This is a genomic window from Acidovorax soli (assembly GCF_014207955.1).
GTDB lineage: Bacteria > Pseudomonadota > Gammaproteobacteria > Burkholderiales > Burkholderiaceae_C > Acidovorax > Acidovorax soli_A.
In genome coordinates this window covers 44,514-57,440 of sequence record NZ_JACHLK010000013.1, presented here as the reverse complement: position 1 = coordinate 57,440, position 12,927 = coordinate 44,514, and the positions used below count along the sequence as shown (strand labels likewise).

Sequence of the window (12,927 nt, the reverse complement as noted above, 5' to 3'; positions counted from 1 at the left end):
CTCCCAGGAACCGGCATGCGCATTTCCAGCACCCAGTACCACGCCACGATGAACCAGGCCTTGCAGAACGCCAATGCGCGCCTGGAACATGTGATGAAGCAGATGGCCTCGGGCCAGCGCTACCTGCTGCCCTCGGACAACCCCGTGGCAAACGTGCGCCTGTCGCGCATGGTGCGCGAGGAGGCCACGCTCACCCAGTACCGCGACAACATCGCGGCGCTCAAGACGCGCCTCACCCAGAACGAGACCACGCTCGGCAGCACCGTCAAGGACATGCTGGACGCGCGCGACCTCATGGTCTGGGCCGCCGACGGCGCCAATGCCTCGGAGGACCTGCAGGCCATGTCGAGCTCGCTGGCCGCACTGCGCGACAGCCTGTTCTACACCGCCAACACCAAGGACCAGGAAGGCCGCTCGCTGTTCTCGGGCACGCTCACGAATGCGCCGACGATCACCGACAACGGCGCCGGTGCCTCGCCGCGCTACCAGTTCACGGGCAACACGGCCCGGCAGGCGGTGGTGGTGGGCGAAGGCATCACCCAGGCGGCCAACGTGAGCCTGGACGAGATGGACGACCTGCTCAACCAACTGGACACCGCCGCCAACACCCTGAGCGTGCCGGGTGTGAGCGCCAACAACCCCGCCACGCGCGCGGTCGTGGCGGCCACCCTGCAAAGCCTGGACGACACGCTGAGCAGCGTCAACGGCAAGATCGCCGGCCTGGGCGGTGCGCAGAACATCCTGGACACGCTGGACAGCAACCATGGCAGCGTCAGCGTGGCCAACCAGCAGTCCATGATCACGCTGGGCCAGCTCGACTACGGCGAGGCCGCGACGCGCCTGAGCGCCTACAGCACAGCGCTGCAGGCCACGCAGAAGTCCTACAGCAAGGTCAGCGGACTGTCCCTTTTCGACCTGATCTGATGCAGCTCCCAGCGCTTTCCGGCCCCGACCACAGCACGGCCCTGTCCGCCCGAGTCGGTGCAGCTGGCCCGGCCCAGCGCCCCGAGTCGATGGCGGCCGTTGCGGCCGCACCCGCACCGGCCACGCTGCCGGCCAGCCATTTCACCTTGCCGCGCTCCGGAGCGGGCGTGGTCCCGCCACAGTTCAACCAGAACGTGGCAAACGCCCAGCAGGCGCTGTCGTTCCTTGACGAGCTGTCGGGCCAGCTGCAGCAGCTCAAGGGGCAGATCAGCCGCCAGCTCACGGGCAGCGCGCCCACCACCAGCGCCCTCGACGGTGCACACAGGCGCCTGGCGCAGCTGTGGGCGGCGCGCCCCGAGCGCAGCGGCTACCGCCTGGACAGCCAGCTCGCCTACAGCCCCGAGGCGCCGGCCCGGCAGCGCTTTCGCCTGCGCGGGCTGGACTCCCGGACCCTGGCAGCGGCCAGCGCCGAGACCGTGGCGTTCTCCCTCACCGGCACACAGCGCCAGGCCATGGGCGTGCGCCTGGACCCGGACCTGCCCCCCGAGGCCCAGGCCCGGCGCCTGGACCAGGCACTGGCCCCGGCCGGCATCCGCGCGCATGCCAGCAGGCAGGGCGACGTCGAGTTCAGCGTGGCCGAAACCGAATGGCCGCGCGTGCGCGACCAGCTCAGCGTCAAGGGCGAAGGCAAGCGCTTTCCGACCGGCCAGTTCGTGCGCGCCCGCACCGAGCCCGAAACCCCGCTGCTGGCCCCCGAACACTGGCAGCTCGACACGCCCGAAGGCCTGCGCCAGGCCCTGCCCCAGATCCTGCGCGCCGAGCAGCAGGGCCAGCACAGCCGCAGCGTGATCGAGCGCAGCCTGGCCGCAGCGGGCCAGGCGCTCGACCGGTCTGCCGCAGCGCAGGGGGCACCGGCCGCACAGCGCTTTGCCGACAGCTTCACCGAGCAGACGGCAGAGGCCAACTACCCGCTGCTGGCCACGCTCTCGCCCAGCCTGCTGGGCCTGCCGCGCCCGCGCATCGACCGGCTGCTGGCACTGGGCTGACGCAGGCAGCCCGGCAGGTGCCGCGGCCCGGAATCCGCGCCACAATGGGGCCTATGGACGCAAACACCCAACTCAACGAGAGCCGCCTGGCCGATGCCTGGGCAGAGCTGCAAAACCACGCCGCCAACGGCAACCCCCTGCACGCCGACGCCTACCGCCTGGCGTTCGCCGACCCCGAGTTCCTGTTCCGCCGCGAGACGCGTGGCATCCGCTTCCAGCTGGAGATGCTCAAGCCCGACCTCGGCCAGGCCGCGCAGGGCATCGAGAGCACCGTGGTGGTCTATGGCAGCGCACGCTTCGTCGCCCCCGACGAGGCGGCCGAACTCCTGGCCGCGGCCGAGGCTGCGGGCGACGAGGCCGCCATTGCCAAGGCCCGGCTGGCGGTGCGCAATGCGCGCTACTACGACCTGGCGCGCCAATTCGCCCGCCTGGTGGCCGAGCACAGCGAGCGCAATGCGCCGGCCGACCGCATCTACGTGTGCACCGGCGGCGGCCCCGGCATCATGGAGGCCGCCAACCGCGGTGCCCACGATGTGGGTGCGCTCAACGTGGGCCTGAACATCGCCCTGCCGCACGAGCAGAGCGGCAACCGCTTCATCTCGCCCTCGCTGTGCTACAAGTTCCACTACTTCGCACTGCGCAAGATGCATTTCATGATGCGCGCCAAGGCGCTGGTGGCCTTCCCGGGCGGCTTCGGCACGCTGGACGAGCTGTTCGAGGTGCTGACCCTGGTGCAAACCGGCAAGGCCAAGCCCGTGCCCATCGTGCTCTTCGGCACCGACTACTGGAAGCGCCTCGTCAACTTCGATGTACTGGTCGAAGAAGGCACGATCTCGCCGCAGGACTTGAAGCTCTTCCACTACACCGATGACCCCCAGGAAGCCTGGGACCTGATCAAGGCCTTCTACAAGATCTGACCCCGCGGCCCCCGCCAGCGGAGGCAGCCCCGGGGCCGCAACGCCCTCAGCGTATCGGTGGCGGTGCCGGGGGCAGCAGGATCACCCCGGGCGGCAGCACGAAGATCGGCGTGGTCGGCGGCGGTGGCACCGGCCGGGGCGGTGTGGTGGTCGGTGGCGTGGTGGTGGCAGGTGGCGTGGTCGTCGGCGGTGTGGTCGCAGGCGGCGTGGTGGTCGCAGGCGGCGTGGTGGTGCCGGGCGTCGTGGTGGTCCCTGTACCGGTGGTGGGCGGTGCCGGAGTGGGCACCTGCGTGGTCGGTGGGGGTGGCACCGGAACGGGCGCAGGCACCGGTGCCGGAACCGGCGCAGGCGCAGGCACGGGGACCGGCGAGGGCGGGGTCGGCGTTGGCAGCGGCACCACCGGATCCTCCACATGCGGTGGGGGCGGTACATGCACAGGGGGCGGTGGGGGCGGCAACTGCGGAATCACGAACACGCTGCTGCGGTGGCCATCGCGCAGTTGGTCGCCCGCCGTCTGCGGCCAGGGCAGCGCCGGCAGGGGCAGCAGCGCGCGGGTATGGGTGTACACCGGCAGTTTCTGGCTGGAGAGCACCAGCACCGACTCGCCGGCCTTCACGCCCACGCAGCCGGCCTCGGTACAGACTTCGATCTCGTCCTGCTCACCCGCCACCGTGAGCTGGCCCTGCGCATTGAAGCCCACCAGGAAGGCCGAGCCACGGATACCGACCACCGCCGTGGGCGTGGTGACCTTGTAGCTGCCCGGGTTGCGCTTGCCGATCAGACCGGTGATCGCCCGCATGCCGCCACGCAGCAAGGTCACCGCAAAGCCGTCCTGCGCCACGTCGCCGCTGTCGGAGTACCGGGTCACGGTGAACTGCGAATCCGGGTACAGCGCCACCAGGCCGCCGTCGGTGAAGCGGATCTGCGCGCGGCCTGCGCTGCCGGTCAGCAGCACATCCCCCGTGTCCACTTCGGCACCCTTGGCCACACTGCCCGTGGCATCGCCCCGGCGCAGGCTGACCTCGCCGGTGGCGAACTGCACCAGGCCGGCGGCGGCCAGGGTGGAAGCCGGCCAGGCAGCCACCATGGCCATCAGCAGCGCAATGCGGGACAGGCGAGGTTCGGGGTTCATGCAACACCTCCTTGGTCTTTCTTCTTTCCCCGCTCCAGGAAACTGGCGAGGCCCAGTCCAGCGCCGCCGTGCAAGGGCCGCCCCGCCGCAGGGGCGGCGTCCCCCTGGGGGGAAGGCGCGAAGCGACTCAGGGGGGTCATCTAGAACTCGCGGCGTACGGTGACGGACCAGATGCGCCGCCGGTACTCGGACACCGGCAGCGTGGAATCGTTGTGCGTGCCCGTCCACTGCGGCGTGACGCGCCAGGCCGTGGCGGGTATCCACGACACCCCCAGCGAGGCATTCACCTGCCGGTCGCGCCGCACCACGGCAAAGAAGGGGTCGGGCGCGCCATAGCGGCGCCGCTCCCAGTCCAGATTGGCGAACAGGGCCCAGTTGCGCGCCAGCGCCAACTGGCCGCCCGCACGCAAGCCGACCAGCCGGTGGCCCAGGTAGTCCACGCCGGCCGCATCGGGTTCCTCGCGCCCGCCATGCACGCCCGCATAGGCCAGGCTGCCATCGCGGAACACATGGGCGTACGAGGTGCCCGCCACCGTGCGCTGCACATCGCGCAGTGGCTGCGTGGGGTAGTGCAGGCGCGCCGATTGCAGGAAGCTGCCCCACTGCCGGTAGCCGTCGATCCGGTAGATCCATTCGCCCAGCACGCCGCCGATGCTGCGCAGGCGCGTACCGTCGAGCGCATAGTAGGAGCCCTGCCCCTGCAGGATCAGTTCGTGGCGCTCCGCGCGCCAGGCCACGCCCGCACTGGCGTCGAACTGGTCGGAATCGAAGGCCCCTGCCCCACCCTCGTTGCGCCGCGGCGTACCGGCGGCCGCGCCGACCAGGGACCAACGCGCGTCCATCACATAGCGCCCGCGCACCGCCACCAGCGCGGCCAGGAAATCCGAGGACCGCGCCAGGGCCGAGGGCGCCAGCGTCCAGGCCGGCGTGCCCGGCACGGGTGAGGGCAGCAGCATCGAGGCCGGCCCGGCGTTGACGTTGGAGTCATGGCCCAGGGCCAGCTCGGCATAGCCCTTGAGGCTGGAGCCACCGTCGCCCGAAGTCCGGTCGTAGGACACGAGGAACTGGTCGATGCTGAGCGCAGCATCCACCGGGATGCCCAGCGCACGCGCCCGCTCGGACAGCGCCAGCACCGCGCGCTGGTCACCCACGGCGTAGAGGGCGCGGGCCAGGGCCACCTGGGCTTCCATATCGTCCGGCCGCGCCGCCACCACGCGCTCCCAGGCCAGCACGGCACGGCTGTACTGGCCGGCAGCATGCGCGGCGCGGCCCATGGCGGCATCGAAGGCCGGGTCGCCAGCGCGCGCCGCTTCCTGCGGGTCGAGCAGATCGAAGGCCTCGCGTGCCGCGCCGCGCTGCACCAGGGCACTCGCCTGGTCGACCAGCGCATCGGCCTGCGCCATCCCCGTGGGCGCGAGCCACAGCCAGGATGAAAGGGCCAGCGGCCATGCACCGCCGCGGGCAAGACGAAAAACACCCATGGGAAGTCTCCTCATGCGGGTTGGGCGTCCAGGCTCGACACAGCCACAGAAACACCGCAGGCGGCCCGAGAAACCGGGCCCGTCCTGCAGCTTTTTGCAAACGATGTGAGCAGACGCTACCGGAATCTACTCCGATTTCGGCGGCGCAGGCGGATTTTTACAAACAGGCGCCCGCGCGCCGGTGGCCACATCAGTGGCTGTGGCCAGCTTCCGGCTTGCCCATGTTCCAGGCCATGCGCGCCCCGGCCCCCACGGCGGCGCCCACCACCCAGAACACCCCGCCCACACCGATCACAGCGCCGGCACTGCCGAACAGCATGGGCATGAGCACGCTCGATGCGTTGATGGCCATGAGGCGCAGGCCCAGCGCCTCGCCGTGGCGGTGGGGTGGCGTGATCTGGTGCAGCAGGCTCATCACCATGGGCTGCACCGAGCCGAGCGCAAAGCCCAGCAGCACCGAGCACACGCCCATGGTGAGCGCGGTGGGCATCACGGGATAGACCGCGAACAGCACCGCCGTGGCGACCATGGCCACGGCCACCACCACGCGCTCGCGCAGGTGCTCGGCCACCAGGGGCATCAGCACCCGGATGAGGGCCGCGGCAATCGCGAAGGCGCCCAGGATGGAGCCGATGACCGAGGCCGACAGCCCGCGCTCGTGCCCGATCAGCGGCACGACGAAGGTGTGCACATCCCAGCACGAGGACAGGATCCAGTTGACGATGAGCAGACGCCGAAAGGGCACCTCGTTCATCAGATCCCAGGCGCGCTGGGGCGGGCCCCCGGCTGCGGCGATCACGGGGGGCAGCTCCTCGGTGCTGCGCACCCAGAACCAGGTGGCCAGCGGCAGCAGCGCCATCAGCGCGAAGGCCGCGCGGTAGCCCTGGGTGTCGCCGGCGACAACGCCGCCATGGTCGATCATGAGACCGGCGCAGAACGGCCCGAGGAAGTTGGACACGGCCGGCCCGATGGCCAGCCAGCTGAACACCTGCTTGAGCGCCGTGGCATCGTGCGCGGCGCGCCCCACGTGGCGCTGCAGCGCAATCGTGGCCGCGCCCGTGGCGCCGCCGGTGGCCAGCGCCGCCAGGCACAGCACGGGGAACACCGGGAACACCAGCGCGGCAGCGGCGCCTGCGGTGGCCACGGCCACGGCATAGCCCACCGGGCGCTTGAGGCCATGGCGGTCGGCATAGCGCCCCGCCGGCAGGGCCAGGAACACCTGCGTGAGCGCGAACAGCGCCAGCAGCACGCCCACGGCGGCGGCACTGTAGCCCTCGCGCAGCGCGAGCAGGGGGGCGGCCAGCCGCATACCCGCCATGCAGGCGTGCACGCAGATCTGGCCGGCGATCAGGCGGGCCAGCGCGACGTTCACAGCAGCTCGTCCTGTGCGTCGGCGGCCGACATCGGGGGCCTGAGCTTGGGCACGGCGCCGCTCGCATCGGGCGCGGGCAGGTCCTGCACGTCGCGCAGCCGGCGCTGGATGGCGCGGGTGCGCACGCCCACTTCCTCAAAACGCTTGGCGGCCGAGTCGATGGATTTCTTGGTCGCCTCCACCACATCGCCGAACTTGGCGAACTCGGTCTTGACCATGCCCAGAAGGCTCCAGACTTCGGACGAGCGCTTCTCGATGGCCAGGGTCTTGAAGCCCATCTGCAGGCTGTTGAGCATGGCCGCCAGGTTGGCCGGGCCGGTGATCATCACACGCGAGTCGTTCTGCAAGGCCTCCACCAGGCCCGGGCGGCGGATCACCTCGGCAAACAGGCCCTCGGTGGGCAGGTAGAGCACCGCGAAGTCGGTGGTGTGCGGCGGCGAGACGTACTTGCTGAAGATCTTTTTGGCTTCGAGCTTGATCGAGGCTTCGAAGGCATTGCCGGCCGAGGCGATGAGCCCCTTGTCCGCCGTGTCGTGCGCATCGAGCAGGCGCTGGTACTGCTCCACCGGGTACTTGGAGTCGATGGGCAGCCACACGGGGTGCTCGTCGCTGCGCCCGGGCAGGCGGATGGCGAATTCCACCAGGTCGTCGCTGCCCGGCACGGTCTTGACGTTGCGCGCGAACTGGTCGGGCGTGAGCACGTTCTCGATGATGGCGCCGAGCTGCATTTCGCCCCAGGTACCGCGCGACTTCACGTTGGTCATCACGCGCTTGAGGTCCCCCACGCTGCCGGCCAGGGTCTGCATCTCCCCCAGGCCCTTGTGCACCTGCTCCAGCCGGTCGCTCACGAGCTTGAACGATTCGCCCAGGCGCTGCTCCAGCGTGGCGTGCAGTTTTTCGTCCACCGTGCGGCGCATCTCTTCGAGCTTGGTGGAGTTGTCCGCCTGGATGGCGGCCAGGCGCTCGTTGAGCGCGTTGCGCAACTGCTCGGCATTGGTCTGGCTGCCCTGCAGCATGCCGGTGAGCTGCTGCGAGACGGCATCCTGCAGCACGGCGAACTGGTTGCGGATCTGGTGGCCGTTGGCTTCGAGCTGGTCTTTGAGCGCGCCAGACATGGTGCCCAATTGGCTCTGGATGTCGCCCTTGAGCGAATCGAGCGTGGTGCGCGTGGCCAGGGTCAGGGCCTCGAAGCGCTCCTGGATGCGCTTCTCGAACAGCGCCCCGCTCTCGGCCATGGCCTCGCGCGACTTGACGCTCTCGGCCGCCAGCGCGCCCGTGGTGGTGGTGAGTTCGGAGCGAAAGCCGGTGAGCGTGTCCGACAGCTCCTTGCGCGCCACGGCCGCATCGGCCTGGCCCTGGGCCAGATTCTCCAGCAGGGCTTTGCGGCTGTCTTCGAGCCGGCCGGCCACCACCTGCTGCAGGCCTTCGATGCGCTGCTCCAGCCGCTGCTCGAACCCGCCAAAGGCCGCCAGCAGCTCGGCGCGGCCGGTGCGCGACTCGGCCACCGCCTGGGCCAGGCGCTCGTCCACCGCATGGCGCACCGTCTCCAGCGTGGCCTGCGTGGTCTGCGTGAAGCCGCGCATCTGCTGCGCCAGGGACTCCATGGCCCCGTCGTTACGGGCCACGGCCAGCTGGGTGGCCTGGGCCGTCTGCTCCAGGGCCTGCAGGCGGGCCACCAACTCAGGGGGCAGATCGACGCGCGGGCGGCGCAGCAGCACGATCACCAGCAGCAACAGGACAAGGGCCAGCGCGGCCAGCAGGATGAGGGTGTCGGTGGTCAAAAGCGGGGCCGGGCTAGAAAAGGCGCAAAAGAGGCACCAAGGCGGTGCGCGGCTATTGTCTCCGCAAATCAGCGCGCGCGTGGCTCGGGGGTATTGACCGGCGTGAGCGGAGCGCCCTGTTCAAAGAAGGCGATCAGATTGTCCGCCGCCAGGTTGGCCATGGCGCGGCGCGTGGGCACGGTGGCGCTGGCGATGTGCGGGGTGAGCACCACGTTGGGCACGGTGAGCAGGTCGGGGTGCACGCTGGGCTCACCCTCGAACACGTCGAGCCCCGCCGCTGCGATGCGTTGCTCGCGCAGGGCCACTGCCAGGGCCGCGTCGTCCACGATGCCGCCGCGCGCAATGTTGACCAGCGTGGCCGTGGGCTTCATCAGCGCGAGTTCCGCCGCACCGATGGTGTGGTGCGATGCCGGGGTGTAGGGCACCACCAGCACCACATGGTCGGCCGTGCGCAGCAGCTCTTCCTTGCCCACGTAGCGGGCCTTGCATTCGGCCTCCAGCTCGGGCGACAGGCGCGAGCGGTTGTGATAAATGACGTTCATGCCAAAGCCGTGCGCGCCACGGCGCGCAATGCCCTGGCCGATGCGGCCCATGCCGATGATGCCCAGCGTGCTGCCGTGGATGTCCGAGCCCGAGAACATGTCGTAGCTCCACTTGGTCCACTGTCCGGCGCGCAGGTAGTGCTCGCTCTCGGTCATGCGGCGCGCCGTGGCCATCAAGAGCGCAAAGCCAAAGTCGGCCGTGGTCTCGGTCAGCACGTCGGGCGTGTTGGTGCCCTGCACGCCGGCCGCCGTCATGGCGTCCACATCGAAGTTGTTGTAGCCCACCGCCATGTTGGCCACGATGCGCAGGCCGGGCGCGGCTGCCAGCAGCGCCGCATCGATGCGCTGGCTGCCGGTGGTGAAGGCGCCGTCCTTGTCGGCCAGGCGCTCGGCCAGCTCGGCGGGCGTCCAGATCACGTCCTCGGGGTTGTCCTGCACCTCGAAGTGCTGGCGCAGGCGCTCGACGATGTCGGGGAAGATCGCGCGGGCGACCAGGATGCGGGGTTTGCTCATAAAAGCTCAGTCTCCTTCTCAACGGAACCAGATGAAGGTCATGGCAATAAACAGCGGCACCAGGATGCCACCCGACCACAGCATGTAGCCGAAGAAGCTGGGCATCCTCACCCCCCGGTCTTCGGCGATGGCCTTGACCATCATGTTGGGGGCATTGCCGATGTAGGTGTTGGCGCCCATGAACACGGCGCCCGCCGAGATGGCGGCCAGCGTGGGCGCCAGGGTGGTCATGAGCACGGAGGGGTCGCCGCCAGCGGTGTTGAAGAACACCAGGTAGGTGGGCGCATTGTCCAGAAAGGAGCTGAGCGCGCCGGCGGCCCAGAAGTACATGGCCGGGTCGGGCGAGCCATCGGGCCGGGTCACGGCGGCCACGATGGCGCCGAAGGGGCCGTCAACGCCCGCCTTGAGCATGGCGATCACCGGGATGATGGTCAGGAAAATGCCGGCAAAGAGCTTGGCCACCTCCTGCATGGGGCCCCAGCCGAACTGGTTGTCCGCATGCACCTGCGCGGGCGTGGTGCGCAGCGAGATGATGGTGATGAGGATCAGGCCCGCATCGCGCACCAGGCCGGGCAGGCCCACTTCGGTGCCGGCGATGTTCCAGGCCACGGGCGACTTCCAGAACCCGGAAAGCAGCACCAGGCCGACCACCGCACCCAGCAGCAGGAAGTTGGCCTTGCCGTCAAAGCCCAGGGTGGGCGTGTCGGGCGTCGGATCCCTGGGCAGCAGCTCTTCGCGGCGGTGGTAGTACCAGGAGTCGAGCACGAAGAAGATCGCCAGCAGCGCGCCGACCAGGAACAGTGTTTCCGGGAAGATATGGCGCACCGTCCAGAAGAAGTCCACGCCCTTGAGGAAGCCCAGGAACAGCGGCGGATCGCCCAGCGGCGTGAGCGAGCCCCCGGCGTTGGAGACGATGAAGATGAAGAACACCACCACATGCGCCACATGCCTGCGGTTGTCGTTGGCGCGGATCAGCGGGCGGATCAGCAGCATGGACGCACCCGTGGTGCCCATGAAGCTCGCGAGCACGGCGCCGATGGCCAGGATGGCGGTGTTCAACCCCGGGCTGCCATGCAGGTTGCCGCGGATGTAGATGCCCCCCGCCACCGTGAACAGCGCGGTGAGCAGGATCACGAAGGGGATGTACTCCGCCAGCAGCGCATGCACCAGGCTGCCTGCCGCGGCGGGCACACCGAACACCAGCGCGAAGGGGACCAGAAAGGCCAGCGCCCAGGCCGCCGTGATCTTGCCGAAATGGTGGTGCCAGACCGTGGGCGCCAGGAGCGGCAGGATGGCAATCGACAGCAGCACCCCGGCAAACGGCACGCCCCACAGCACGGACAGCGCGCGGCCATCCACCTCGGCCGCCATGGCCAGGCCCGGCAGCATGAAGAACAACAGTGCGGCCAATGCGGGCCAACGCAGGGACTTCATCGGCTCAGTGCGGCGCCGGAATCTCGAACACCTGGCGCAGGTAGGCCAGGTACTTCTCGTCGTCGCACATGCCCTTGCCCGGCGTGTCCGAGAGCTTGGCCACGGGCTGGCCGTTGCACTGGGTCATCTTGATCACCACTTGCAGCGGCTCGTGCTCGGGCGGGCTGCCCAGGTCGTTGGTCAGGTTGGTGCCGATGCCGAAGGCCAACTGGCAGCGACCGCGGAACTGCTGGTACAGCTCGATGGTGCGCGGCACGGTGAGCGCATCGCTGAAGATCAGCGTCTTGGTCAGCGGGTCCACGCGGTTCTTGCGGTAGTGCTCCAGCAGGCGCTCGCCCCAGGCGAAGGGGTCGCCGCTGTCGTGGCGCGCTCCGTCGAACAGCTTGCAGAAATACAGGTCGAAGTCGCGCAGGAAGGCGCTCATGCCGTACACGTCGGACAGCGCGATGCCCAGGTCGCCCCGGTACTCCTTGGCCCACATCTCGAAGCCAAAGACCTGGCTGTCACGCAGCCGCGGGCCCAGGGCCTGGCAGGCCTGCAGGTACTCGTGCGCCATGGTCCCGAGCGGCGTCACGCCGAGCTTCATCGCGTACAGCACATTGCTGGTGCCCGCGAACTGGCCCGGCCCCCCGGGCGTGCCGGGGCGGCGGTCGCCCGTGCCCAGGCGGGCACAGAGCACGCGCAGCACCTCCTCGTGCCAGGCGCGCGAAAAGCGCCGGCGCGTGCCGTAGTCGGCGATCTTCAGCTCGGACAGGCCCTCGGCCTGCAGCTGGGCGATCTTGGTATCGAGCCGGCGGCGGCCTTCGGGAAAATTAGGCACCTTCTGCGTGTTGCGGAAGTAGACCTCGTTGACGATGGCCAGCACCGGAATCTCGAACAGGATGGTGTGCAGCCAGGGCCCGCGGATGGTGATCTCGATCTCGCCGTTGGGCTGGGGCGTGATGGTGATGTACTTCTCGTTCAGGCGGAACAGGCCCAGGAAGTCCACGAAGTCGCTCTTGATGAAGCGCATGGAGCGCAGGTAGGCGAGCTCGGCGTCCTGGAACTGCAGGCTGCACAGCGAACGGATCTCATCGCGGATCTCGTTGGCATAGGGCGCCAGCTGCACGCCGGGGTTGCGGCACTTGAAGCGGTACTCGACCTGGGCCCCGGGGAACTGGTGCAGCACCACCTGCATCATCGTGAACTTGTACAGGTCGGTGTCGAGCAGGCTGGTGATGATCATTGTCGAAGCGGGCCGCAACGGATGGCCCAGGCCAGGGGGCAGCAAAGCAGCACAGTGTAGGCCATTGCAACAATCGTTGCAGCGCAGGGCCAGGGCTGCCCTAGCCCGGCACCACCAGGGCCTGCAGCACCTCGCGCAAGGGCTCCGGCACGGGCACCGGGCGGCGCGTTGCGCGGTCCACATAGACGTGGATGAAATGCCCGGCCGCAGCGCTCATCTCTTCGCCAAAGGCGAACAGCCCGACTTCGTAGCGCACGCTGGAGCCGCCCAGGCGCGCCACGCGGATACCGGCCTCCACCACCTGCGGAAAGGCCAGCGGCGCGAAGTAGTTGCACTGCGTCTCGATCACCAGGCCGATGGTGCTGCCCGCGTGGATGTCGAGCACGCCCTGTTCGATCAGGTGGGCGTTCACGGCCGTGTCGAACCAGCTGTAGTACACGACATTGTTCACATGGCCATAGACATCGTTGTCGGCCCAGCGGGTGCTGATGGTGCGGAAGGTGCGGTAGCTGCTGCGCGCTTGCGGCGCCGGGCGCGCTGCGGGGGAAGTGGTGGTCATG

Annotated in this window: 11 protein-coding genes; 3 read left to right on the top strand and 8 right to left on the bottom strand. The window is 69.3% G+C overall.

Annotation, left to right across the window (positions count from 1 at the left end; genetic code table 11):
• The first annotated feature begins 15 nt into the window (after nt 1-15).
• The 3 genes from flgL to HNP48_RS25970 are packed head-to-tail and all read left to right on the top strand — an operon-like array spanning nt 16 to nt 2,887.
• Nucleotides 16-924 carry a flagellar hook-associated protein FlgL gene (gene flgL, locus HNP48_RS25980; RefSeq protein WP_184862632.1) on the top strand — a complete coding sequence of 303 codons (909 nt, stop codon included), beginning with the start codon at nt 16-18 and terminating at the stop codon, nt 922-924.
• Nucleotides 924-1,970: a hypothetical protein gene (locus tag HNP48_RS25975; protein ID WP_184862630.1), complete on the top strand. Its 1,047-nt coding sequence runs from the start codon at nt 924-926 to the stop codon at nt 1,968-1,970. The genes flgL and HNP48_RS25975 overlap by 1 nt, the downstream gene beginning before the upstream one ends.
• A 53-nt stretch (nt 1,971-2,023) precedes the next feature.
• Nucleotides 2,024-2,887, top strand: a complete 864-nt coding sequence (locus tag HNP48_RS25970) for a TIGR00730 family Rossman fold protein (protein WP_184862628.1) — start codon at nt 2,024-2,026, stop codon at nt 2,885-2,887.
• Between the two features lie 46 nt (nt 2,888-2,933).
• Here the strand turns inward: HNP48_RS25970 and HNP48_RS25965 are convergent, their stop codons facing one another.
• From HNP48_RS25965 to HNP48_RS25930, 8 genes are all read right to left on the bottom strand, one after another.
• Entirely contained in the window at nt 2,934-4,019 is a 1,086-nt protein-coding gene (locus HNP48_RS25965; protein ID WP_184862626.1) for a FecR domain-containing protein, read from the bottom strand.
• Nucleotides 4,020-4,159: 140 nt separating this feature from the next.
• Nucleotides 4,160-5,500, bottom strand: coding sequence for a surface lipoprotein assembly modifier (locus tag HNP48_RS25960; protein ID WP_184862624.1), 1,341 nt, complete (start codon nt 5,498-5,500; stop codon nt 4,160-4,162).
• A 190-nt stretch (nt 5,501-5,690) separates the two neighbouring features.
• Nucleotides 5,691-6,872, bottom strand: coding sequence for an MFS transporter (locus HNP48_RS25955; protein ID WP_184862623.1), 1,182 nt, complete (start codon nt 6,870-6,872; stop codon nt 5,691-5,693).
• Nucleotides 6,869-8,653, bottom strand: coding sequence for a DNA recombination protein RmuC (gene rmuC / locus HNP48_RS25950; RefSeq protein WP_184862621.1), 1,785 nt, complete (start codon nt 8,651-8,653; stop codon nt 6,869-6,871). The genes HNP48_RS25955 and rmuC overlap by 4 nt, the downstream gene beginning before the upstream one ends.
• Before the next feature lie 68 nt (nt 8,654-8,721).
• Complete coding sequence (locus HNP48_RS25945; protein WP_184862619.1) at nt 8,722-9,708, bottom strand: D-glycerate dehydrogenase; 987 nt, start codon at nt 9,706-9,708, stop codon at nt 8,722-8,724.
• Nucleotides 9,709-9,726: 18 nt separating this feature from the next.
• Nucleotides 9,727-11,142 carry a sodium:proton antiporter gene (locus tag HNP48_RS25940; protein ID WP_184862617.1) on the bottom strand — a complete coding sequence of 472 codons (1,416 nt, stop codon included), beginning with the start codon at nt 11,140-11,142 and terminating at the stop codon, nt 9,727-9,729.
• A 4-nt stretch (nt 11,143-11,146) separates the two neighbouring features.
• Nucleotides 11,147-12,367: a nicotinate phosphoribosyltransferase gene (gene pncB / locus HNP48_RS25935; protein WP_184862615.1), complete on the bottom strand. Its 1,221-nt coding sequence runs from the start codon at nt 12,365-12,367 to the stop codon at nt 11,147-11,149.
• Nucleotides 12,368-12,467: 100 nt separating this feature from the next.
• Nucleotides 12,468-12,926 carry a thioesterase family protein gene (locus HNP48_RS25930; protein ID WP_184862613.1) on the bottom strand — a complete coding sequence of 153 codons (459 nt, stop codon included), beginning with the start codon at nt 12,924-12,926 and terminating at the stop codon, nt 12,468-12,470.
• Nucleotide 12,927: the final 1 nt, after the last annotated feature.